The following is a 22,210-nucleotide window of genomic DNA, read 5'->3' on the forward strand; positions in this document are numbered from 1 at the left end:
TTGGAAATGATGGTAAAATATGTTTATTCTGTATTTCCAACGGTTTTCTATTAAAAAGGAATCGTGCTTTTTTTCTCATGATCCATTTGAGGATAAACATTCGATACCCGAAATGCCATAAAATAGGTAGAAAAGGCTATCATCTATTTCGAATTTCGATATAAAAAAATATTATTTTATCATTATTTTTGACATGAAAAAGAACCTGTTATGAAAACAGGTTCTTTAAGAAGGGGCAGATTGTGTTAAATGGCTGACCACGTTGTAATCGTTCACCTTCCATTCACCATCTGTCCATTCCACATAATTTAAGCAGGCATTGACAAGTCTAGTGTCCTGAATACCCATCTGTTCGTCAGCTAGTGAGGTGAGTAAGGCATGGATGGCAGCACCGTGTGCTACGATTAGTACCCGTTGATCTGGGTAGGATGCTCTCACTTTTTCGATACCTTCTAGCATTCGATCTTGAAGTGCCGATAGTGGTTCCATATTTGGATACTGTTTATTTGGAAACAGTTTCTGACGTTCCTCAAATGACATGCCTTCAGCGTCGCCATAGTCACGTTCAATAAAATCGTCCATGATCACGAGAGGTGCATGTACATGCTGTAAAATCAAATGAGCTGTTTCTTTTGCCCTTGATAGCGGACTGGAAATGACAACATCCCAGTGGGCATCTTTTAAGTAAAGACCGGTTTGTTCCGCTTGCCATTTACCAGTGTCATTTAAAGGGATATCTGTTCGTCCTTGAATTCGTTTTGCTGCATTCCAATCGGTTTCTCCGTGTCTGACTAGGCAAATTGCTGTCAATCAAATCCCGCCTTTTCTATCTTTTCTTCTATTATACTAAAACAGAAGAAGAATGACTGGATCAGTGATTTGTCAGACTCGTTAAGGACTCGACCGAACTTGCCACTTGGGACACTGTTTGTTTGACTTCTTTCAATTCGTTTAGGAATGTTTGCAAATCTATTTCAATTTTTCCGTTTTGGTTTTTGCTTAAGTTCATGCTGCTGACGATATCATCGAATAGCGAGTTGATTTGGGTCATTTTTTCTTTACTGTCTGTCACAAGTAAATTCACATCAGCAATATGCTGTGACACAATGGCGATTTGTGAATTTGTGTTGTTGACGAGCTCAGATACAGTTGAAACCGTTTTCTTTGTATCCTCTGATAATTTGCGAACCTCGTTTGCAACGACAGCAAAGCCTTTGCCATGTTCACCTGCTCGAGCTGATTCGATTGAAGCGTTTAAAGATAGTAAATTCGTTTGCTCCGCAATACCTGTGACGATCCCAAAAATTTGTTCAATTTGTTTTGCAATTTCTTCTAAGCGTTTAATTTCTGTTTCAATCTTTGTCATACTGCCGTCAATTTGGTTCATTTGCGTCTGCTGAATTTCTAACTCTTTTTTACCGCCAATTGATTTCTCTTCAACTTGTGCTGAAATCTTTGTGCCAGCCTGTGACATATCCGCCATCTCATCAGATTTTGATACAAGTTTGTCCACTGCATTTGTTGTGTTTGAGAAGAGAGAAGCAAGTGAATTAGATGTTTCTGTAATTTTTGTATGAAGCTCTTTTTGCTGTAGTTCTGCTTCATCACGAACTTTAGAGTATTCATTTTGGAACGTATCTAGGACAAGCTGTTGCTCTAGATTTAAAATTTTCGTCGTCGCCTTCACTGCCGTCTGATATTCTTTGAAATCTTGGATATGCTGGGCAAATAAATCCATTATGGATAGCAATAGGTCTTGGAAGGCTGCCATATACCATTTAGGTTGAAGTCCAATTCTTAAATGAACTTGTGCAATTTTAATTCTTTTGGCCACATAAGATTCGTCAATCACACCGGCAAACATTTCACTAATATGAATGCGTAGTGTTTTCTTTAGACGCTCGACTGAGCTGTTATCTTGAATGATGTGCATCAAGGAAGACTCGACTTCTAGGTTTTTATAAAATTTATCGACGATATGTTCAATTTCATCTTGAACGATTGGATTCAGCTGTTTCAAGATAAAAAGGTCTTGCTGCGTCAAATCAATCATTTTAATTTGTTTGGCAATGTCCGTATTCTCCGGAAAATTGATTCGTTTTATCCCATCATCCTGCTGTGTGAAAAAAGCAGTGTTTTTCTTTTTACTCTCTTTTTTAAATAACAATGTGTTTGTCCCCCCATGATCATCACAAATATCAGACTTTATGTTTTTTATCGGATAATATTGGATTTTTTAAAGGGGAAACAGTGAAATTTTACTGTTCTTTATATGACCTTTTTAGTGGTTTTTTCGCCGGACCTTCTACTACTTCTCCCGTAATGGAGAAACGAGACCCGTGACAAGGACAGTCCCACGTGCGGTCACTATTATTCCACGCGACTTCACAGCCTAAATGAGTACAGGTTGTATCGACAAGAAAGATATCGCCGTCCTCTGACTTAAAAGCGCCACATTTTTTATGCTCATAAGACACAATCCCGCCTTCACCCGGTTTTAAATCATCAATTGTTTGATCAGCTCGCTTTAATTTACCGCTGATCAGCTTCGCTGCAACATTGGTGTTTTCTTTGATAAAGTCTTTTACGAATGCGTCTGACACGAGTCTTGATGGAGTAAAGATGGATTCGTAAGGATTCGATTTTCCTTCGATCAAATCTCCGATCAGTGTTGCTGCTACGTGGCTAGTGGTCATGCCCCATTTTCTAAAGCCTGTTGCCACAAAAATATTCGAATGATGTGATGTCAGGCGGCCAATGTATGGGATTTGATCCATTGTGACCATATCATGCGTGGACCAGCGGTAAAGGACTTCCGTTATGCCAAGGGTCGCTTTACCAAACTTTTCTAGTGCTTCATAGTGTGCGGATTCATCTCCGCCTTGTCCGGTTTTATGGCCTTGTCCACCGATGAGCACGACGTCTTCTCCATGGAATTTTGCTGTTCTTAATGAATGGGCAGGCTGATCAATTCCTAAGTACATGCCGTCTGGAAGCGGTTTTTTTGTTTTGGCTGCGACGACATAAGATTGCTCAGGATGGATTCGCGTGAAATACAGTCCTTTGCCATCGTAAAAAGGAAAGTGTGAGCATGAAATGATAGAGCGCCCCATCAGATGATGGCCACTTTTTGTGATGACAGCAGGGTGTTTTCCTTCTTTTACATCGACTGCCGTTGTCTGTTCAAATATGCGCACGCCTCGGTCAATGAGCTGATCGATCAGTGCATGAAGATAATGAAGAGGATGAAATTGTGCCTGCTGCGTCATGGCGAGGGCTGCCTTGATGCCAGCATCAAACGGGAGCTCTGTTTTCCATTCGCGATCGATACCGAGCTGTTTGTACGCATCTAATTCCTTCTTTAACTTTTTGACGCCGTTTTCTTCTGTTGCATAAAGGTAAGCATCTTTTACCTCAAGATGACAATCAATGTCATACTCTTTCACACGTGCTTGGATGAGTTCCTTTGCTTTTTCATTTGCTTCTACATATAAACGGGCTTTCGGCATACCTATATGCTGAATCAGCTCATGATAGTACACATCATGCTGGGAGGTAATTTTCGCTGTCGTATGTCCGGTGGTTCCTTGCAATACTTGATCAGCATCTATGATGATGACATTCAGTCCGCGTTCTGTCATTTCAAATGCAGTAGCGATACCGGTAATACCGGCACCGACAATGATGACATCTGCTGTAAGATCTTCGCTGACAGTAGGAAAAGAGGGCTTCTCACTATCAGCTAGCCATAACGACTTTGCTTGTTCCGATCCTTTATGTTCTTGTTCCATGTTGTCGCCTCCAGTCACTTGTTGTGTATAATTTTTCCACGATGCTGAAAATCATACATTTTAATGGAAACAAGAGCGAAATACATAAAAAAATGAGCAACACATAAAAATAAACGAGATAAAAAGGAAGGAGTGGACTGACGTGTCAACAAAGCAGCCAAAGAAAACGTTACCGCCTCAGCATCAGAACGAACGTCCAGGACTTGAATATAAAATGAACCCTAGACCTATCTTTGATCGAGAGGTGCAAGGCAAAAAGCTGACAGGGAAAACGGCGATTGTCACAGGTGGAGACAGCGGGATTGGAAGAGCAGTATCTGTCTTATTTGCGAAAGAAGGAGCCAATGTAGCAATTGTTTATTTGAATGAACATCGTGATGCGGAAGAAACGAAGGACTATATTGAAAAGATGGGAGGACGCGTCATTTTAATAGCAGGTGACCTAGGGGATGAAGCTTTTTCACACGAGGTCGTGAAACAAACAAAAGATGCTTTCGGTTCGATTGATATTTTGGTCAACAACGCAGGTGAACAGCATCCGCAAAAAAGCATTGAACAGATTACTTCTCACCAGCTTCTTCGGACATTTCAAACGAATATATTTGCCATGTTCTATTTAACAAAAGCGGTGCTCCCTCATTTAAAGAAAGGAAGCAGTATTATTAATACAGCATCGGTCACTGCTTATAAAGGTCATGAAACCTTAATTGATTATTCATCGACAAAAGGGGCGGTTGTAACGTTTACAAGATCATTATCTCTATCTCTTATCAAACAAGGGATTCGGGTAAATGGGGTAGCGCCTGGACCGATTTGGACACCGCTGATTCCATCCACATTTACGGAAAAGGAAGTGTCTGAATTTGGTGGAGATGTCCCAATGGAGCGGCCTGGTGAACCAGTAGAGTTAGCGCCGAGTTATTTATTTTTAGCGAGCGAAGACTCTTCTTATATGAATGGACAAATGATTCATGTGAATGGCGGAACCATATTAAATGGATAAAAACAAAAAACTTGCGGTAAAGAGACAAGTTTCTGTCTCTCTGCCGCAAGTAAAATCATCATGATTGATGTAAGCAATGTTCTGCATATTGAGCTGACAGGTCATTAAAACGCTTTTCATCACGCTGATCTAGAGCCTTGTCAATCTCTTCTCTAAGGAAGGTTAAGCGCTGTTTATAAAGCGCCTCATCTAAAACCATTTGAATATAAATGTCTAAAATAGTAACGCCATTCTCTTCGGTTTTTTGGGTGTTGCGGGACTTCATGAGCTCAGCATACGTTTTTTTCTCTTTCATAAAGAATCCCCCCGATGCCTTTTTTATAGTATATGGATTGGCGGAGAAAAAATCAACAAGAATTTATAATTTTTAGACAATTTATTTTTGAGCCATATCGACACCCCTTGTCCAGTCGACAAGATACGATATTTCTTTAAAAATGGCTTTTAGATAGATCGAATGTACTAAAAAATATGATAAAAAGATGATTTTAAATAAATATTGAAAAAATCCTGTCGTTTCTTATACGTTGGTGATAGATTAATAGTATCTAAAATAACCAAAAATTAACACAGGAGGAAATGAAGTGTCAGGAATTAGTGAAACACCATTAGATTCATACGTCATTAATCAAACAACAATGGCGGTCCTTCCGGTTGAAGAAGGAAAACGAGTATATTCAAAAGTGATCGAAAGAGAGACAAGCTTTTACGTTGAATTAAAGCCGCTGCAAATTATAGAACGCAGTTGCAGGTTCTTTGGCTCAAGCTATGCAGGCAGAAAAGCGGGAACATATGAAGTAACAGGTATTTCCCACAAGCCTCCCATCGTGATTGACTCATCCAATCATCTGTATTTCTTCCCAACCTATTCATCCAACCGCCCTCAATGCGGATGGATCTCCCACAAATACATTCATATCTTTCAGGAATCATCCCTCGGAGACACGGTTGTTACTTTTACAAATGAGCAATCGGTCAAACTAGATGTCTCATATAAGTCATTTGAGAGTCAGGTACACCGAACAGCGTACCTCCGAACGAAATTTCAAGATCGACTTGATGGAGGTCTTCCTAAGAAACAAGAATTTATGCTGTATCCAAAGGAACAGCAGCTCAACCTTGTGTATGATTTTATCTTAAGAGAACTTCGTAATCGTTATTAGTGAGAGACCAGCGGCAGACAGCCGCTGGACTGCTTACTCATCGTCATCACTTTTTTGCAGAAAAAACCATTGATTATCGTATAAAAAAATATATAATTTATCTATATCATATAATTTTTTATATAACGAAAGGGGTCATGGGGATGATGTATGAAGAACTGGATACGCCGGCACTACTCATTGATAAAAGGGTGATGATGGAGAATGTAGTGGCGATGCAGCAATACGCAGACCGTCAGCATGTCAAATTGCGCCCTCATACGAAAACTCATAAAGCGCCTGCACTTGCCAAGCTGCAGGAAGAGAAAGGTGCATCTGGCATTACGGTGGCGAAAGTAGGAGAGGCTGAAGTAATGGCAGCCCATGGGCTCAAGGATATTTTTATCGCCAATCAAATTGTAGGTGAGATTAAACTCAAGCGGATTCGTAAACTGGCAGAGTTGATACAGATTTCATTCGGTATAGATTGTGTTGAGCATGTGAAGCAGATTGAGCAAGTCTTTTGTGAATCAGAGAAAAAAGCGGAGGTTTTAATTGAGATAGAGGTTGGAGAGGGAAGGTCTGGTGTCATTGAAGAACATGATTTCTGCCACATATTAGAGGCGATTCAAACAAGTGATGCCGTTCATTTAAAGGGGATTTTTTCTCATGATGGTCATACGTATCAAGCCGAAAGTAAAGCACATTGCCAGACATTATACAATGAGGCTGTAAATCGAACGCTCCGTTTTGCGCACATTGCAGAAGAAGCTGGTATGCCGCTAGAGGTCGTCAGTATTGGATCAACACCGCCATTTTTATTTCAATTTGATATTCCAAAAGGAGTCACAGAAATACGGCCAGGCACATACATCTTGATGGATGCTTCCCAGTCCAATGTAATCGGCACATATTCACATTGTGCAGCATCTGTGCTGACGACGGTCATTAGTAAACCGACAGAGCGCCGGGTGATTACAGATGTAGGGGCCAAGGGGCTGACGGCACAAACACGTACAAAAGGGCTGACGAAAACAGAGGGTTTAGGCAAAGTGAAAGAATATGATGATGTATTTGTTTCAAGCGTATTTGACGAGCATGCCATTATCTATCATGAAGGCTTTCGTCAAAGTGTACAGATCGGTGAGAAGGTGCAAATTATTCCGAATCACATCTGTCCTGCTGTGAATCTTCATGAAAAAGCATACCTCATTCAAGATGGCAAGGTGGTAGAAGAGCTGGAGATTGCTTGTAAAGGAAAGCTGCAATAAATGGGTAGGATCATAAAAGGCGCCGAAAGGGGTCTTTTTTATTGGAGAAAAAATGGCGAAGATGAATTAGATTGAAACCAAATGTGCCTTTCTCGTCGTCTATTGACTGTATCATCATGAAATGGCAGGGAAATGTGAACCATTAGAAGGATTTTCATTCATTTCCGCATAAATCACAGAAGTGATACATGCGGTCTGTTACAATAAAAATAAGTCATTTCTTGCAAGGTGTTCGTATGAGGTAAAAGTTGATCATATTTGACCGATATGAACAAATGGGAAAGAGAAATGGGGGCCGTGTATGAAAAAACGATGGCATTTGATGCTGCTATTTACCGTGACAGTGACACTACTCACAGCCTGCAATCAAGCAGGTCAGCCGCCTTCAAAACAAAACACAAAAGAAGCTGCGTATGAACAATGGGTTCAGCGTTATATGGATGAGTTAAATGAAGCATATGAAAACATGACCGATCAATTTATTTCAGATGGACACGGAAAAATTCAAGTGAATGAAAAATTGACAAAAGCGACGAAAGCATTCGACCGTGTCATTCAAAAAGGGCTTACTCATCAAGAAGTGCCAGCTGTGTATCAAAAGGCAGACAAACAATTAAAGACAGGTCTTGCTTCATTTGAAAAAGGAATGAGCAAGGTAGAGCAGCTGTTAAAGCGTCCTGATCAAGAAAAGCTGTTCATGTCAGCAACTCAACATTTTCAAGATGGATTGCAAGAGACAGCCTCTTTCATTGAAGAAGTAGGAAACGTTCAGCAATCACAATGAAAAGCCTGGAAGAGAGACTTCCAGGCTTTTTTAGATGTGCAGTGTTTGCTTTAATCGGCGTACACCTTCTTGAATCATGGCTTCATCCGTACAGGCAAAACCAAGCAGCAACCCTTTCCTTTTGCTTTCATAACAATAGGGGCTTAATGGATAAATGCCGACACCTGCCGCTTTTGCGGCCTCAATCGTACCTTGTTCATCAAAGTCTGATGTTCCTTCCAAAAAGACGTGAAGGCCTGTATCGGTTCCATATAAACGGAAGTGTTTGTCAAAGTGATGTGTCAAAAGAGCATCCATCATCGCTGCCTGCCGTTTTTTATACACCTGTCTCATCCGCCTAACATATCGCGTAAACTCTCCTTCTCTGAAAAAAGAGGCAAGGGTGATTTGCTCCATGATCGGCAGCTGTCTTTGAATAAGTGATTGCAGTGCAGCGATTTCTTTGATGACTGCTTTGGAGCCGATGATGGCAGCAAGGCGGATGCCTGGAGCAAGTACCTTGGAAAAACTGACAATATAGATCACATGATCGGGTGCTTCTGAAAATAAAGAAGGAAGCGGTCCGCCATGATAACGATAATCCCCATCAAAATCATCTTCTAATATGTAAGATTGAGCCTTCGCAGCAAACTGCAGCAGCTCCCGTCTTCTATTGACGCTCATACAGACTCCGGTTGGCCGCTGATGAGAGGGCGTTACAGCGATCAGTTTTGTACGTTCTGGCAATGTATTCACCATCATTCCTTCTTCATCGACTGGTGCGGGGTAAATAGTCATTTCGCGATGTAAAAAGGACAACCTAGCTCCAGGAAAACCAGGATCTTCAACTGCTACTGTATCTCCTTTTTTGAGCATGACTTGTGAAATTAAGTCAATGGCTTGCTGTGTGCCCCCTGTTAACACCATTTGGTCTTCTTCTATATCAATGCCGCGTTCAACCGATAAGTATTGGCGAATTTCTGAACGCACTTCCCATAATCCATGCGGAGAAGAATAGCCCCAATCTTTCATATTTAAGCGCTGTAATGCTTTTAGAAGCGAGCGTTTCCATATGTTTTGAAAATGGTCGTCGATGGCTGGTTCTTGATGGCGGAAATCAATCTCAAGTGTGTCATGAAATTGATTGGCCGAGAGCCAGTGATCCATTTGTTTTTCAGCCTCGTCAAAGTGAGGTCTTATCGGAAGTGCAAAAGGCGGTTCGTTTTGATGTGGGGGAGAAGCAGCATAGTGATTACTTGAAATGACCTTTGTCCCGCCTCTTCTAGAGGTGCTGACATAGCCTCTTGCCAGCAGTTCATCATAGGCAAGCTGTACGGTGGATCGAGATACGTTGAGCTCTTGTGCTAATACTCTTGTCGGAGTCAACTGATCATCAGGATTCAGTGTGTTTGTATGAATTTTTTGAATGATGCCATTGACGATTTGCTGCCAGAGCGGGGTAGAGCTGGAACGGTCTAAATGAATGTACACAGTGCACCTTCTTTCCTTTGTCATGTCATCATTGATGATGACATGGAATTATGGACTGGTCAATAGCTTCATTTTTGGATGTGGGAAGAAATCCAAATGATGTGTACACTGGTTCATATCATTTACACAGAGGAGAGAGTCCCATGATTCCTGCATCAAAAGAAGAAACAGCACAGCTATCCATGATTCCGTTTGTGTTCGTTTTATTTAGCCTTTTTATGATTACAACAGCAGTGAACCTGCAAGTCCCTCTTTATACGGAATATGCAGAGCAGGCAGGATACGGAAAGGCGTCAACAGCCCTTGTGTTTGCTGCGTATGTTTTCGGACTGATTCCAGTATTACTGTTACTTGGCGGCATGTCTGACCGGGCTGGACGAAAACCGATTTTATTGATCGCACTTTGCTTTTCATTATGTGCCACCCTGCTCATGATCGTGCATCCGACCATCCAAATGCTCTTTGTCGCCCGGCTGCTGCAAGGAGTGGGACTTGGGTTAAGTGTTGGCACATGTACTGCCTACTTGATTGCTTTATATCCAGAGAAATCGGGCTGGATCCCAACGTTTATCGCATTATGCAGTTCAATTGGATTTGGGGGAGGTGCTCTTTTTACAGCGATTCTTTCTTTTGAGCAAGTGTCACTGACGCCTCTTAGCTATTGGATTGTGTTGGTCTTGATTATGTTGACGATTGTTGCTGTATTCTTTTTGGTGCCGCCTGTACAAGGGGAGGCAAGTAAACCGCTCATGAACATGCCGAGGTTTCCAAAAGGGACAATGCCTGCCAACTTAGCCATTGCTATCGCATGGTCTGTGTGCGGTCTTGTCATTTCGATTTTGCCAGCACAGCTTAAATTAAATGGCTATGAATTGTGGGTAGGCCCGGCGCTGTTTTTTATTAATATGGCAGGTGTTCTGATGCAGCCTTTTGTCCGAAAGATGAATAGCAGTGCAGCGCTTCGTATTGGTTTTATTTGTCTTCCGTGTGGATATGGCCTGCTGTTATTCGGTGCTAATAGCGGGTCCATTTTCCTTGTCCTTGCTGGAACTCTTTTAGCGGGCACAGCTTGCTATGGATTTACTTACTTAGGCGGTCTCCAGCTGATTGTTGAGAAAGGGAAGAAGGAAGCGGCTAGAGCCGTTGCTGGATATTACTTGTTTGCGTATCTAGGTCTTGGCATACCAAGTGTGTTCGTTGGTCTCTTTGCTGATATGTACGGTACTCAGACAGTGTTAACGCTCTTTTTCATGCTCGTGCTGGCAGCCTGTCTGATCTTGTTTAGTTTAAGTTTCAGAGAGAGGCAAAAGTGAAATGGATTCTTTCTCTTTCCTCTCCAATTCGTTTAAAATAAAGACAGAAGAGGGGGAGGAAAATGAAAAAAGTACAGCTAAATGGAGCGATGTGCAGATCACAAGAGGAGCTTCATGATCAACTAAAAACAGTGTTACAACTTCCTGATCATTACGGGAAAAATCTTGATGCCCTTTGGGACTGTTTAACAGGAGAAGTGAGCTTGCCTGTAGAGCTTACATGGATTCATTATCAAGCAAGCAAAGACGAGCTTGGTGATTATGCAGAGAATTTGCGGCAGTTATTTCAAGAGGCTGAAGAGGAACTGCAAGGGCAGTTTCAATTGAATATTGAAGTGTAAAAAAGCAGCTGATCCTAAAAGCTGTTTTTTTATGCAGTTTTCACCCTTTCTCATTCTACTATTGAATATTTCACTAAATATGATAATATATGAACTGCCGTTAATTGATAATGATAATCATTTGTGGCAGAGAGCTTGATAGAAAGTGTGAACCCTGTATGAAGTTGTACCAATTAAGTTTGTTGTTTGTGTGTTTGGCATGTGCGTCGCTGTTTGTCGGAGTACAGGACCTGTCTCTTTTACAGTTGTTTCATCTATCAGATGAACAAATGAACACCTTATTTTCAAGTCGCATCCCGCGGCTGATGAGTATTGTGCTTGCTGGCATGAGCCTGAGCTTATGCGGTTTTATCATGCAAAGCATGACGAGAAATAAATTTGTCTCTCCAACGACTGCAGGAACAATGGATTGGGCCAAGCTGGGTATTTTAACCGCCATGCTTGTTTTTACACAGGCAAGCCCGCTGATGAAAATGGCGATTGCGTTTTTATTTACGTTAGCTGGCAATCTATTATTCTTAAAAATTCTACGCCATATTAAGGTGAACGATACGATCTACGTACCGTTAGTCGGCTTAATGTTTGGCGGAATTGTTAGTTCAATTTCCACGTTTATAGCCTATAAATATGATTTGATCCAAAACGTATCCGCATGGCTGCAAGGGGATTTTTCTCTTATTGTTCAGGGGCGTTATGAACTGCTCTATGTGAGTGTTCCTCTATTGATCATCGCGTATTTATATGCTGACCGCTTTACAGTGGCTGGTATGGGTGAGAGCTTTGCCGTCAATTTAGGTTTAACGTATAAACGTGTCATGGCAGTTGGTTTGGTGATTGTTTCGATGATTACTTCTGTAACGATTTTGACTGTTGGCATGCTACCTTTCCTCGGCTTAATCATTCCGAATATTGTATCGATCTACCGAGGGGATCACTTGAAAAAGAGCCTTCCGCATACGGCTTTATTAGGGGCCATTTTTGTGCTCATATGTGACGTGCTCGGACGAGTGATCATTTATCCATATGAAATATCTGTCGGGCTTATGGTCGGCATCATTGGAAGTGCGATCTTCCTGTACATGTTATTAAGGAGGAAGCGCTATGCATAAGAAACGAACATTATTTCTCATTGCAGCCATTGCAGTCGTATTCGTTGTCATCTTCGTCACCTTTCAAATGGGGTACTGGGAGTACACAGTGCCGAGCCGTTTAAAAAAGGTGCTTGCCATGACTTTGACAGGAGGCGCGATTGCCTTTTCCTCTGTTGTGTTTCAAACATTGACCAATAACCGAATCTTAACGCCAAGCATTTTAGGGTTAGACGCGCTTTACTTGTTTTTGCAAACGGCAATTATTTATCTTTTTGGATCGACCAATTTGATGATCGCGAATAAGAACCTGAATTTCTTTCTCTGCGTTGGATTAATGATTCTGTTTTCTGTGCTGCTCTATACGGTCATGTTCAAGCGCAAAAACAAGCATATTTTCTTACTCCTGCTTGTCGGGATTGTGTTTGGAACATTGTTCAAAAGTCTTTCTTCCTTTATGGAAATGCTCATTGACCCGAATGAATACCAAGTCGTACAGGACAAGTCCTTTGCCAGCTTTAATCACATGAACACAGATATTTTACTCTTCGCTTCTCTTTTATTTGCGGCACTTTGTCTTTATATATGGACCTTCCGCGCGAAATTAGATGTCATGTCGTTAGGAAAGGAACAGGCTGTGAATCTCGGGATTGACTATGACAGGATCACAAAAAAGATGCTGATCGTCATTGCCGTCCTTGTTTCTATTGCGACGGCCCTCGTCGGCCCGATTACGTTTCTTGGCTTACTCGTTGTGAATGTGGCAAGAGAGCTGTTTCGTACATATCGGCACACGTACTTGCTATTAGGCTCGTTTTTCATTAGTGTCATTGCGCTTGTAGGCGGGGAATTTCTTGTGGAAAAGGTATTTACGTTTCAAACACCGCTTAGTGTGCTAATTGATTTAGTCGGCGGACTGTATTTTATTTATCTACTTTTAAAGGAGAGTCGTTCATGGTCGTGATGAAGGGAGTCAGTAAGACATATAACGGAAAAACAGTGCTTCACGAAACAACTGTCAGTGTAAAAAAAGGACAGCTGACCTCTCTCATTGGTCCAAATGGCGCAGGCAAAAGTACGCTTTTGTCCATCATGAGCCGCCTGATTCAACCTGATACTGGGGAAGCTTATTTAGAGGACAAACCTTATCGTACGTACTCTCCTCAGGAGCTTGCGAAAAAAATGAGCATCTTGAAGCAGTCGAACCACATGAGTGTGCGCCTGACCGTTCGCGAGCTTGTCAGCTTTGGCCGCTTTCCTTACTCTCAAGGCCGCTTGACAAAAGAAGATGAGAACATGATTGATGTGTCGCTTCAATACATGAGACTCGTCGAAATCCAGCATCAATATTTAGATGAACTAAGCGGCGGACAAAGGCAGAGAGCCTTTATTGCCATGGTGCTGGCTCAGGATACGGATTATATTTTCTTAGATGAGCCTTTAAATAATTTAGATATGAACCATTCAGTTGAAATGATGAAGCTGTTTCAGCAGCTCGTAAAAGATCTTGGAAAAACGATTGTTGTTGTTCTCCATGATATTAACTTTGCATCTGTCTATTCAGATCACATCGTCGCCTTAAAAGAGGGTCAGGTAATCAAAGAAGGAAGCGTTGATGAAGTGATTCAAACAGAAGCACTTGAACACATTTATGACATGCGCATACCGATCGAAATCATTCGTGGTGAGCGTATTTGCTTATATTTTTCTTGAAAAAATAAAGAGGTGATCAATCATGAAAAAATGGATTTGGATGATAACAGTATTAACAGCGATTGCTGTCCTTGCTGCCTGTGGTAACCAAGGAAAAACAGCGGGAACGAATGAGGAAACCGTAACAGTAAAGGATATGTTGAATAAAGACGGTGTAAAAATCAAGAAAAACCCGAAAAAAGTCGTCGTCTTTGATATGGGAAGTCTTGATACACTTGATAAGCTTGGTGTCAACGTGACAGCCTTACCAAAACAAGTGATTCCTCACTATTTATCTAAATATGAAAGTGACAAATATGAGAATGTCGGCGGCTTAAAAGAGCCAAACTTTGAGAAAATTGCAGAAATCAAGCCTGACTTGATCATTATTCAGCACCGTCAAGCAGATGCATTTGATGAATTTTCTAAAATTGCTCCGACGATTTATATGGATGTAGATAACGCAAACTATATGGAATCATTTAAAAAGAATGCTGAAACATTAGGAAAGATTTTTGATAAGGAAGACAAAGTCAAAAAAGAACTTTCTGCCATTGACCAAAAAGTGGCTTCATTAAAGAAACAAGCCAAAGAGTTAAAGAAAAATGGACTCGTCATTATGGCGAACGACAGCAAAATGACGGCATTTGGTCCTAAGTCAAGATATGGTCTGATTCATGATGTATTTGGGATTACACCAGCAGATCAAAAGCTAGAGCCATCTGATAAACATGGACAAAGCATTTCGTATGAGTATATGGTCAAAACGAACCCAGATTACTTATTTGTCGTGGATCGCGGTGCGGCGATTGGAGAAGAAACGTCTGCGAAACAGCTTGTTGAAAATGATTATGTGAAATCAGTCAAAGCGGTTAAAAACAATCATGTGGTATATTTAAACTCTGACATGTGGTATTTAGCAGGCGGCGGCCTTGAATCATTGAATGCGATGATTGATGAAGTGAAAAAAGGAATTGAACAAAAGTAATGGATGAAAAGCTGCTCCTATCGAGCAGCTTTTTTATTGTGGATACATAAAAATATGTTGCGTGCAGGAAACTTTCATCAAAATATGTTATAGTGGAACCTACATTGTGAGACTAAGATAGAGTGAGGGTTCGGAAAGGATGAAGGAGAAAACAAGATCAAAAAGAAGGCTAAGACCTTGGGTGAAAGTCGTGCTGTTTATCATGGCATTTGTCATGGTTATGGCTGTATCTGTCACAGGATACGCATACTATAAAATTTCAAAAGCGTCGAATAAAGCGCAAGTATCTTTAGAAAGAGGAGAGACCTCGCAAAAGCGTGTGAAAGCTTTTGATCCAGGAAAGGATAGCTTTTCGGTGCTGCTCTTAGGGATTGACAGCCGTCCAGGTGAAACGGTAGACGAAGCAAGAAGTGATGCGGTCTTACTGGCGACGGTGAATCGAACAGACAAAACGATCAAGCTCCTAAGTATTCCTCGTGATTCTTATGTTGATATACCGGGGAGAGGATATGATAAAATTGCTCATGCCCATGCGTTTGGGAGTGCAGATTTATCAGTCAAAACGGTAGAGAATTTGTTAAACATCCCGGTAGACTATGTGATTGCAGGAAACTTTAAGGCGTTTCAAGACATTGTCGATGAGCTAAATGGAATTGACGTAACGATTGAAGATGAAGGCATTGCAAAACAAATGGAAAAGGATTCAAAAGGAAAAGTTCATGTGGAAACAGGCACGCATACGCTCAGTGGTGAAGAAGCATTAGCGTTTGTGAGAACGAGAAAGGCAGATAGTGATCTCATGCGCGGAAAGCGCCAAATGGAAGCACTTCAAGCCATCTTTGAAAAATCAAAATCCATTTCTTCCATACCGTCTTATGACAACATCATTGATACACTTGGGGATAACGTCTCCACCAATTTATCCATGAAACAGTTGATCGGTCTATTCCCTTTACTGAGTTCATTAAAATCAGTGGATACCATCCAATTAAAAGGGCACGATTACCAGCCTGGGAATGTGTATTACTTTGAGTTAGATGGACCAGGATTAGAAGAAGTGAGACAAGAGCTGAGAAAACAGCTCGAATTATCATAATGGAGAAAGAGCCTGCCGCTATGGCAGGCTTTTTATTAATAGTAGAGGGTTGCAGGCATCGTTGGGTACCACACACCATTTAAAGCAAGCGCCCAGCCATACACCTTTTGACCTGATTCAATCTTGTCCTTTACCGAAGTGAGCGCTTCGTATGAAAAGACTTGATAAGCCTGTCCGGTTTTTTTAGCGACAATGACCGATAGAATATTGTCATTGAATACACTTGGCTCTTCGTCCGTACTCGTCCAAGCAATTCGATTATAGTAATTCATGTTAAAAGGATTTTCGAGTGCTTTCACTTCAAACTTCACTCGTTTTCCAACGATAGAAACCGTTGTATAGGCTACACTTGTTATTTGTGCAGATGCTGCTGGGGCTTGTTTTCCTGTTTGCAGTGGTTCTAATGCCGAAACGGTACTTGGCACAAGTAATCCTGCTGCTAAGGTAAGTGCTGTTATTTTTTTGAACATGAGTTGAAACCTCCTAATTTTTGGTATAACAATCAATTCGCCAAAAACTAAAGAGTTCCTTCTGTAAATGTAAAATATAACCATATTATTTTCCTGAATGGAGAAAATAATGGGTGAGCATTTCCTCTACACGATGACGTATACGAGGATTAAAATATTTATGCTTTTCTTCATAGCCATTTATCAGAAATAAATATGTCGTAAATCCTTCATCGTGTTCAATTTGCTGTACGTTCATTTTTTCTTTACGTAACTGTTGTTTCAGTTGATAAAGGGCTTTTTGTGCTTCTTTTAATGAAGAGGTGACTAGCTGAATATATGGTTCATTTAGTTTGAATGTTTGATGTTTTTTAAGGTGCGTCAAATCACGATTGAGGATGGAGATGACCATTGGAAGAAAGATGGCTTGTTCCATCATCTGAAGTTGTACGCTTGATAATCTCGTCATGTCCATGCCTGCTTTCTTTATATATAGAACACTTGTTCTTGTTTATTATATCGGATGAGTTGAAAAATCTCAAGGGGGGCTGAGAGGGATTCATTTGTATATTTTTATGTTTTCCATGTAAAATGAAAGATAGACAAACCTTGAAGGAGTCAAACAAGTTGCCATCATTTCTTGCTATATTTACTCATGAAAATATCACATCATTTTTTGAAAGCTACAAGGCTTTTGGACCCATTGTGGCTATATTACTCCCTTTAATAGAAGCATTTCTACCGTTTTTACCTCTCGTGGCATTTGCGGTGGCCAATGCAAATGCTTTTGGGCTATGGGAAGGCTTTTTATTGACCTGGATTGGTGCAAGTGCAGGGTCTATCCTTGTCTTTTTACTGATCAGAAAATTTGGACAGATGAGGATGTTGAACTTTATTAGCAGACACCCTTCTATTCAAAAGCTAATGCTTTGGGTTGAAAAGCGGGGATTTGGTCCGTTGTTTATTTTACTCTGCTTTCCTTTTACACCTTCTGCTGCCGTTAATGTCGTAGCAGGTCTATCAAGAATCAGCGTCTGGCAGTTCTCATTAGCTGCTTTATCAGGGAAGTGTGTCATGCTCTTTATTATTAGTTTTATCGGCTATGACATTTCAGCTTTAGTAAAGAATCCGTTAAGAAGTGTTTTTGCGGTTCTAGTCATTGCTTTATTATGGTATGTTGGAAAGAGAGTAGAAAATAGGTTGAATATTCGGATGAGTCAGCGTGAGGACAAAGGAGGCTCTTAATGAAAAAGAAGCCATTGCTATGGTTCATGATTATTACATGCATCGTCTTGTTGTTCCAAGTAAAGAATTTCATGTTTGTCACGTACAAAGTAGAAGGGGTTAGTATGGACCCGACATTTACAGATGGAACAGAATTATTAATTAACAAGTTCTCGCCAAAACTCACGAAAATTAGCCGGTTTGACTATGTATTATTTCATGGCCCTAAAAATCAAATCTTGATCAAACGGGTCATTGGGCTTCCAGGAGAAACAATCAAATATGAAGATGATCAACTGTTTGTTGATGGTGTAAAGTGGAAAGAGCCGTATTTAAAAGAGCAGAAAAAACATAAAATGGGCAACGTCCTAACAGGTGATTTTCAGCTGAAAGCCATCACCGGTCGTCAGAACATACAAAACAATCATTACTTCGTGATCGGAGATAATCGAATACATAGCTTTGACAGCCGGCATTTTGGAACGATCTCAAAGGATCAAGTAGTCGGTGTAAAAAGGAATCATGATGAATAAAAAAGAGCCGCTCTGCTTATGCAAAGCGGCTCAGCGTGTAGACAAACCCTCGCATTCGTTGTCATGTCTGCGCTCCAGTGCTCACGAATGTCAAATTCGCTCCGCTCTGGTGCTCGACCTTCCTAGACTTCAAAGGTTTTCTATCACGCTGAAAAGAAGACAACGGGCTAAAATCAACATCATTTTAGCCCGTTGTCAGACAATCTGAAAGCCGCTCTGCTTATGCAAAGCGGCTCTTTTTATTTAGCGGTTTTATAATCAGTCTGTCTTTTTGCCCAGACATGATGTAAGAAACGAAAAAACGGTGGCAGCATGGCGATGACCAAAATAATTCTAACGACTTGTACAGCCACAACAAAGGTGGAATCCTCATGAAGTGTAACAGCTGTTGTTGCCATTTCTGCAATACCGCCAGGCGAAAAAGCAAGAATGGCCGTAATGACAGAAATACCTGTTATTTCTGCAATGGCAATTGAACTGAGAACGGTCGCGGCAATCAATCCGGCTGAGCTGACGACGGCCACAATCAAGGTATTTTTTAGCCCGACAAACATTTGTTTATTCATTTTTGACCCGATGGTTGCCCCTAGAAATACCTGTGACGCAATGTTCGCTTGGGCTGGCCAGTAAGGAATCAAATCATGACCTGTCAAGGCGCCTGCCCCTACTTGGAGAGCTGCTACACCTAACATACTGCCGATGAGCCAAGGGGCAGGAAAGTGAAGACGCACGGCTAGGCGTGACATCAGCCATGCCCCTAAAATGAGTGCAGCAGTCCAAGAAATGTTTGATATTGTGAAAACGCCTGATGAGAAGGCGCTGCCTTGGGCGACTACCGCATCTGATTGGCTTTTTGTATTTAAATAAAATACCGTAAATGGAATGGTCAGTACGACCATTAACACACGTATCGTTTGTACGAGACTCACTACAGCTGTATTTGCTCCAACCTCTTGGGCGATGCCCGGCATAGCGGAAAGACCGCCGGGGGCAGTGCCAACAAAGCTGGTCAGCATATCTGTTTTGCTCAGCTTCCATAAAACAAACCCGGAGAGCATGGCTAATAAAATAGAAAAGACGAGCATGAAACTCACGGGAAGCCAATTTTCAGCGAAAATGTGAAGGACTTTCATGTTCATTTTTTGTCCTAGTTCGATTCCGAGAATGAATTGACCAAGGAGTAGCCATCTACTGTGAATACGTAAGGTATTCTTTCCTTTACGCTGAAACAGGGCGGGACGGCGCAGGGCAATAAATGCAGCTGTCATTAATGTGCCAATCATCCAGCCGATAGACATCCCTGTTAGAGACAAAAGGAATCCACCTAAACCGCTTACCGCAATCAAAATGAGATCGGTTCGAAGGCTGTTTCCTTGCTTCATCACATATAAACCTTCTTCCTGTATATTTGTTCAGTAAGTGAAATGTTGTTATCTTCACTATAATACAAAAGTCTCTATAAATAAAATACGAATTTTTTTAGTATTTTCATAAGATTATCTTATGGTTAACTCTGTTAGAAAAAAGATTGTTTTTGATATAAATGACATATAATTTTTGCCAAAAACAAATACAATATACAACGATTTTCCCCTATTTTTGTTATCAGTTGACTATCATTTTCAATTACACTACAATGCTTAGTGTGAGGTGATGACATGAAAATTCCTTCTTTTAAATATAATGAAAAGGGATTGAACCGCTTTTTCGGTCCTTTAGAAGGAAGGATTATGGAGATCCTTTATCAAGGTGAGGATATGCCGATTAAAGAGGTACAGCAGAAGCTGTCAGATGAGAAGCCAATTAATTTCAACACGGTCATGACGGTACTCAATCGATTAACCGAAAAAGGAATTGTGGAAAAGAAAACGAAAGGGCGTTCATCTATCTATAACCCTGTTTTAACAAAAGAAGAATTTCTAAATGAGCAAACGAAATGGATTACTCAAGGACTGATGGATGATTTCGGCCCTCTTGCAGTCAATCATATGGTGGACGCAATTGAAAGTGCTGATCCTGAATTACTGAAGGTACTTGAAGCAAGGCTTGCATCCAAAAAAGAGGAGAAACGACATGATTAAAATGAAGTCGAGTCTGCTGTTTTTAGGCGGTATATTGATTGGCTTAGTGATCTTTTACCAGATGGGCTATTATGTACTCTCAAGCTTTTTTGGCTGGAATCAAGCATATAACCTGATCCATGTATGCCAATCTGTTCTCGAATTTTATGGATTCACTCCTTTAAAATATTTTCTGGATGTTTTAGTTTTGTATACGCTAGGTTTTGCCGTTTTCTATATGACGAAGCAGGTCAGAAAGTATATTCATTTTAAAAGAAATATGATGATGGCAGTCGATCAACATTCAACGCAAAGTCTATCAGACAAGTATAGAAATGAGATCATTGTGTTTCATTGCCATGAACCGCTTGCTTTCGCGATGGGGATGCTTCGTCCAAAAGTGTATCTCTCAACAGCGCTTATAGATATGCTGGATGAAGGGGAAATCGATGCGGTTGTCTATCACGAATTACATCACAAATACAGCTACGACCCTTTAAAGACTTTCACTTTCTCTTTGCTCACAAAAGTGATTTGGTATATTCCTGTGTTAAAGCATATGAGACAAAGTTACTCCGTTTTTCGTGAGGTCATTGCAGATGACTATGCCATTCAGCAGACAGGGACTGAGCTTGGAGTAGGGCAAGCCCTTTTGAAACTCATTAAAAATAGAACCCAGTTTCAAAAACAAACGAAATTTGCCGTGTCCTTTGGAGACCGAGCATTGAATTTAAGAATCCAAAAAATCTTAAACCCAACATACAACATACCTTTCAATGTACCACTTATCCCAATTGTGACATCAACCATCCTCATGGTGGTCTTAATGATTATGCTCAACTTAAATTACTAATTTTTTTTACAAATGAACATTACATGATGTAGTGTAAAAATGGGAGGAAATCACTATATGAAAACAAATCAAGAAATAGGAACACTTTTTGTACGCGTCATCTTAGGCATTATTTTCTTTTTACATGGACTTCAAGCATATCAAGGTGGACTAGGAGGCACTGCTGCATTTTTTGGTCAAATTGGTGTTCCTGAATTTATGGCCTATATTGTCAAAACAATTGAACTGGTTGGTGGAATTGCCCTGATTCTAGGTTTAGGCACACGTCTTTTCGCAGCTTTATTTGTGCCAATTATGGCTGTAGCCATTATCACAGTTGGTTTTGCAAGAGGATTTGTGGGCGGTTATGAATTTGAACTTTCTTTAATGGTCATGGCGCTTTACTTGACACTTAGTGGCAGCAAGATGCTATCGATTGATGGATTGTTAAAACAACAGCAGCAAAGCAATGAAGCAAAATTTCATTAAATAACAAAAAACTCCTTCTGCGATTTGTAGCAGAGGAGTTTTTTTATGGTCAAAAGGTCGTTTTATCATTAAAAAAGGAAAAGCGAAGAGGCGTTTTGATGATGACAGCCCTTTATTTCACATATTGAATGAGCAAAAAAGCAATTTCATTTTTTGACGGAACATACGATCTCCTATTAAAATAGGGTTATCTAAGAAACATGGTGCGTTAAAAGATATAGAAACCAGACAGCATGCTGCTGTTCATCTTGAGCAATACGCTTCATTAATTCCTTTGTTCCTTGATCACGGACATAGTCTGATACCGTTAAGTAAAAATCGACTGTTTTTTGTTCGTCTTTAAAGGCAAATAAGAGACCTTCCCTAAATTGGTCTGGACAAGGCTCTGTTATGCTTGGTTTGTGGTTTTTACCAGTCAAAGAATAGTATAGCTTTGTAAATAGCTGATAATGTCTGACTTCATCCTGACGTATTTCTTGAATGATTTTTTTCGCTTCAGGATTTTTTGCTTTTTGTGCAAGTTTTTCATAGCATTGGATCGCAGAATATTCGCCATTGATGGCCTTTTCAAGGTCTGCAATGATCCTTGTGTTTTGGCGCATGTCATATGGCGAGTAGTCATAATAACCGTAATACATGATATT

The 22,210-nt window shown here is 40.6% G+C and carries 24 protein-coding genes and 1 pseudogene; 16 read left to right on the forward strand and 9 right to left on the reverse strand.

The annotated features are described in order from the left end of the window. Positions 1–225 precede the first annotated feature (225 nt). The 3 genes and pseudogenes from MHB38_RS05125 to MHB38_RS05135 form a co-directional block, all read right to left on the reverse strand. Positions 226–810 (reverse strand): histidine phosphatase family protein, encoded by a 585-nt coding sequence (locus MHB38_RS05125; protein ID WP_144716554.1) that lies wholly within the window; start codon positions 808–810, stop codon positions 226–228. A 61-nt stretch (positions 811–871) separates the two neighbouring features. After that, a pseudogene (locus MHB38_RS05130) lies at positions 872–2,179 on the reverse strand (globin-coupled sensor protein); the annotation flags it as partial. A 79-nt stretch (positions 2,180–2,258) separates the two neighbouring features. Continuing rightward, positions 2,259–3,791, reverse strand: a complete 1,533-nt coding sequence (locus tag MHB38_RS05135; protein WP_341002645.1) for an FAD-dependent oxidoreductase — start codon at positions 3,789–3,791, stop codon at positions 2,259–2,261. A 142-nt stretch (positions 3,792–3,933) separates the two neighbouring features. Here MHB38_RS05135 and MHB38_RS05140 point away from each other — a divergent pair, with 142 nt between their 5' ends. Beyond that, positions 3,934–4,794 carry an SDR family oxidoreductase gene (locus tag MHB38_RS05140; protein WP_046343106.1) on the forward strand — a complete coding sequence of 287 codons (861 nt, stop codon included), beginning with the start codon at positions 3,934–3,936 and terminating at the stop codon, positions 4,792–4,794. A gap of 58 nt (positions 4,795–4,852) precedes the next feature. Here MHB38_RS05140 and MHB38_RS05145 read toward each other — a convergent pair whose 3' ends face one another. Next, positions 4,853–5,089: an IDEAL domain-containing protein gene (locus MHB38_RS05145; RefSeq protein WP_008348804.1), complete on the reverse strand. Its 237-nt coding sequence runs from the start codon at positions 5,087–5,089 to the stop codon at positions 4,853–4,855. Positions 5,090–5,378: 289 nt separating this feature from the next. Between MHB38_RS05145 and MHB38_RS05150 the strand changes: the two genes are divergently transcribed. From MHB38_RS05150 to MHB38_RS05160, 3 genes are all read left to right on the forward strand, one after another. Then, positions 5,379–5,957 (forward strand): competence protein ComK, encoded by a 579-nt coding sequence (locus tag MHB38_RS05150; RefSeq protein WP_017366958.1) that lies wholly within the window; start codon positions 5,379–5,381, stop codon positions 5,955–5,957. Between the two features lie 143 nt (positions 5,958–6,100). Beyond that, positions 6,101–7,207 carry an alanine racemase gene (locus MHB38_RS05155; protein ID WP_080995747.1) on the forward strand — a complete coding sequence of 369 codons (1,107 nt, stop codon included), beginning with the start codon at positions 6,101–6,103 and terminating at the stop codon, positions 7,205–7,207. A 301-nt stretch (positions 7,208–7,508) separates the two neighbouring features. After that, positions 7,509–7,991 (forward strand): hypothetical protein, encoded by a 483-nt coding sequence (locus tag MHB38_RS05160; RefSeq protein WP_007499155.1) that lies wholly within the window; start codon positions 7,509–7,511, stop codon positions 7,989–7,991. A 30-nt stretch (positions 7,992–8,021) separates the two neighbouring features. Here the strand turns inward: MHB38_RS05160 and pdxR are convergent, their stop codons facing one another. Then, on the reverse strand, positions 8,022–9,461 hold the full coding sequence (gene pdxR, locus MHB38_RS05165; RefSeq protein ID WP_172673030.1) for a MocR-like pyridoxine biosynthesis transcription factor PdxR: 1,440 nt from the start codon (positions 9,459–9,461) through the stop codon (positions 8,022–8,024). 143 nt (positions 9,462–9,604) lie between these two features. On the opposite strand from pdxR, the gene MHB38_RS05170 reads away from it, so the two are divergent. The 7 genes from MHB38_RS05170 (at position 9,605) to MHB38_RS05200 (ending at position 15,979) form a co-directional block, all read left to right on the forward strand. After that, positions 9,605–10,774 (forward strand): MFS transporter, encoded by a 1,170-nt coding sequence (locus tag MHB38_RS05170; protein WP_052320886.1) that lies wholly within the window; start codon positions 9,605–9,607, stop codon positions 10,772–10,774. A 62-nt stretch (positions 10,775–10,836) separates the two neighbouring features. Beyond that, a complete protein-coding gene (locus MHB38_RS05175) occupies positions 10,837–11,115 on the forward strand; it encodes a barstar family protein (RefSeq protein WP_025207101.1) in 279 nt (92 codons plus the stop codon). Positions 11,116–11,273: 158 nt separating this feature from the next. After that, on the forward strand, positions 11,274–12,224 hold the full coding sequence (locus MHB38_RS05180; protein WP_017366964.1) for an ABC transporter permease: 951 nt from the start codon (positions 11,274–11,276) through the stop codon (positions 12,222–12,224). After that, on the forward strand, positions 12,217–13,167 hold the full coding sequence (locus tag MHB38_RS05185) for an iron chelate uptake ABC transporter family permease subunit (RefSeq protein ID WP_008348643.1): 951 nt from the start codon (positions 12,217–12,219) through the stop codon (positions 13,165–13,167). Before MHB38_RS05180 ends, MHB38_RS05185 begins: the two co-directional genes overlap by 8 nt. Continuing rightward, positions 13,158–13,916: an iron ABC transporter ATP-binding protein gene (locus tag MHB38_RS05190; RefSeq protein ID WP_052320885.1), complete on the forward strand. Its 759-nt coding sequence runs from the start codon at positions 13,158–13,160 to the stop codon at positions 13,914–13,916. The genes MHB38_RS05185 and MHB38_RS05190 overlap by 10 nt, the downstream gene beginning before the upstream one ends. A gap of 22 nt (positions 13,917–13,938) precedes the next feature. Further along, positions 13,939–14,883 carry a siderophore ABC transporter substrate-binding protein gene (locus MHB38_RS05195; protein WP_052320884.1) on the forward strand — a complete coding sequence of 315 codons (945 nt, stop codon included), beginning with the start codon at positions 13,939–13,941 and terminating at the stop codon, positions 14,881–14,883. Positions 14,884–15,022: 139 nt separating this feature from the next. Next, on the forward strand, positions 15,023–15,979 hold the full coding sequence (locus MHB38_RS05200; protein ID WP_008348636.1) for an LCP family protein: 957 nt from the start codon (positions 15,023–15,025) through the stop codon (positions 15,977–15,979). A 35-nt stretch (positions 15,980–16,014) separates the two neighbouring features. Here the strand turns inward: MHB38_RS05200 and MHB38_RS05205 are convergent, their stop codons facing one another. Both MHB38_RS05205 and MHB38_RS05210 read right to left on the reverse strand, forming a co-directional pair. Beyond that, positions 16,015–16,449, reverse strand: a complete 435-nt coding sequence (locus tag MHB38_RS05205; protein WP_039167431.1) for a hypothetical protein — start codon at positions 16,447–16,449, stop codon at positions 16,015–16,017. Between the two features lie 85 nt (positions 16,450–16,534). Further along, positions 16,535–16,897 carry a hypothetical protein gene (locus MHB38_RS05210; RefSeq protein ID WP_008348633.1) on the reverse strand — a complete coding sequence of 121 codons (363 nt, stop codon included), beginning with the start codon at positions 16,895–16,897 and terminating at the stop codon, positions 16,535–16,537. A 158-nt stretch (positions 16,898–17,055) separates the two neighbouring features. Here MHB38_RS05210 and MHB38_RS05215 point away from each other — a divergent pair, with 158 nt between their 5' ends. Next, positions 17,056–17,673, forward strand: a complete 618-nt coding sequence (locus MHB38_RS05215; RefSeq protein WP_017360223.1) for a TVP38/TMEM64 family protein — start codon at positions 17,056–17,058, stop codon at positions 17,671–17,673. Next, positions 17,673–18,185 carry a signal peptidase I gene (gene lepB / locus MHB38_RS05220; RefSeq protein WP_007499139.1) on the forward strand — a complete coding sequence of 171 codons (513 nt, stop codon included), beginning with the start codon at positions 17,673–17,675 and terminating at the stop codon, positions 18,183–18,185. The genes MHB38_RS05215 and lepB overlap by 1 nt, the downstream gene beginning before the upstream one ends. Before the next feature lie 239 nt (positions 18,186–18,424). Here lepB and MHB38_RS05225 read toward each other — a convergent pair whose 3' ends face one another. After that, complete coding sequence (locus MHB38_RS05225; RefSeq protein ID WP_019743342.1) at positions 18,425–19,567, reverse strand: AbrB family transcriptional regulator; 1,143 nt, start codon at positions 19,565–19,567, stop codon at positions 18,425–18,427. 276 nt (positions 19,568–19,843) lie between these two features. On the opposite strand from MHB38_RS05225, the gene MHB38_RS05230 reads away from it, so the two are divergent. Genes MHB38_RS05230 through MHB38_RS05240 form a run of 3 tightly spaced genes read left to right on the forward strand, consistent with a single transcriptional unit; the run spans position 19,844 to position 21,566 of the window. Then, the gene (locus tag MHB38_RS05230; protein ID WP_007499135.1) at positions 19,844–20,266 is read left to right on the forward strand and encodes a BlaI/MecI/CopY family transcriptional regulator; all 423 of its coding nucleotides are present in this window, start codon (positions 19,844–19,846) and stop codon (positions 20,264–20,266) included. Then, complete coding sequence (locus MHB38_RS05235) at positions 20,259–21,098, forward strand: M56 family metallopeptidase (protein ID WP_224559573.1); 840 nt, start codon at positions 20,259–20,261, stop codon at positions 21,096–21,098. Before MHB38_RS05230 ends, MHB38_RS05235 begins: the two co-directional genes overlap by 8 nt. A gap of 57 nt (positions 21,099–21,155) precedes the next feature. Further along, positions 21,156–21,566 carry a DoxX family protein gene (locus tag MHB38_RS05240; RefSeq protein WP_008348626.1) on the forward strand — a complete coding sequence of 137 codons (411 nt, stop codon included), beginning with the start codon at positions 21,156–21,158 and terminating at the stop codon, positions 21,564–21,566. Positions 21,567–21,757: 191 nt separating this feature from the next. Here the strand turns inward: MHB38_RS05240 and MHB38_RS05245 are convergent, their stop codons facing one another. Beyond that, complete coding sequence (locus MHB38_RS05245) at positions 21,758–22,204, reverse strand: ferritin-like domain-containing protein (RefSeq protein WP_007499129.1); 447 nt, start codon at positions 22,202–22,204, stop codon at positions 21,758–21,760. Positions 22,205–22,210: the final 6 nt, after the last annotated feature.

This window comes from Bacillus sp. FSL K6-3176, assembly GCF_038003325.1.
In the GTDB taxonomy this organism is placed as follows: Bacteria; Bacillota; Bacilli; order Bacillales; family Bacillaceae; genus Bacillus; species Bacillus altitudinis.

Bases quoted from the DNA above. Each gene is read 5' to 3' on its own strand.
- MHB38_RS05235 (WP_224559573.1), top strand. From the start codon at position 20,259: ATGATTAAAATGAAGTCGAGTCTGCTGTTTTTAGGCGGTATATTGATT.
- MHB38_RS05205 (WP_039167431.1), bottom strand. From the start codon at position 16,449: ATGTTCAAAAAAATAACAGCACTTACCTTAGCAGCAGGATTACTTGTG.
- MHB38_RS05200 (WP_008348636.1), top strand. From the start codon at position 15,023: ATGAAGGAGAAAACAAGATCAAAAAGAAGGCTAAGACCTTGGGTGAAA.
- MHB38_RS05210 (WP_008348633.1), bottom strand. From the start codon at position 16,897: ATGACGAGATTATCAAGCGTACAACTTCAGATGATGGAACAAGCCATC.
- MHB38_RS05225 (WP_019743342.1), bottom strand. From the start codon at position 19,567: ATGAAGCAAGGAAACAGCCTTCGAACCGATCTCATTTTGATTGCGGTA.
- lepB (WP_007499139.1), top strand. From the start codon at position 17,673: ATGAAAAAGAAGCCATTGCTATGGTTCATGATTATTACATGCATCGTC.
- MHB38_RS05155 (WP_080995747.1), top strand. From the start codon at position 6,101: ATGATGTATGAAGAACTGGATACGCCGGCACTACTCATTGATAAAAGG.
- MHB38_RS05145 (WP_008348804.1), bottom strand. From the start codon at position 5,089: ATGAAAGAGAAAAAAACGTATGCTGAGCTCATGAAGTCCCGCAACACC.
- MHB38_RS05170 (WP_052320886.1), top strand. From the start codon at position 9,605: ATGATTCCTGCATCAAAAGAAGAAACAGCACAGCTATCCATGATTCCG.
- MHB38_RS05180 (WP_017366964.1), top strand. From the start codon at position 11,274: ATGAAGTTGTACCAATTAAGTTTGTTGTTTGTGTGTTTGGCATGTGCG.
- MHB38_RS05190 (WP_052320885.1), top strand. From the start codon at position 13,158: ATGGTCGTGATGAAGGGAGTCAGTAAGACATATAACGGAAAAACAGTG.
- MHB38_RS05160 (WP_007499155.1), top strand. From the start codon at position 7,509: ATGAAAAAACGATGGCATTTGATGCTGCTATTTACCGTGACAGTGACA.
- MHB38_RS05175 (WP_025207101.1), top strand. From the start codon at position 10,837: ATGAAAAAAGTACAGCTAAATGGAGCGATGTGCAGATCACAAGAGGAG.
- MHB38_RS05185 (WP_008348643.1), top strand. From the start codon at position 12,217: ATGCATAAGAAACGAACATTATTTCTCATTGCAGCCATTGCAGTCGTA.
- MHB38_RS05135 (WP_341002645.1), bottom strand. From the start codon at position 3,791: ATGGAACAAGAACATAAAGGATCGGAACAAGCAAAGTCGTTATGGCTA.
- MHB38_RS05240 (WP_008348626.1), top strand. From the start codon at position 21,156: ATGAAAACAAATCAAGAAATAGGAACACTTTTTGTACGCGTCATCTTA.
- MHB38_RS05230 (WP_007499135.1), top strand. From the start codon at position 19,844: ATGAAAATTCCTTCTTTTAAATATAATGAAAAGGGATTGAACCGCTTT.
- MHB38_RS05245 (WP_007499129.1), bottom strand. From the start codon at position 22,204: ATGTATTACGGTTATTATGACTACTCGCCATATGACATGCGCCAAAAC.
- MHB38_RS05195 (WP_052320884.1), top strand. From the start codon at position 13,939: ATGAAAAAATGGATTTGGATGATAACAGTATTAACAGCGATTGCTGTC.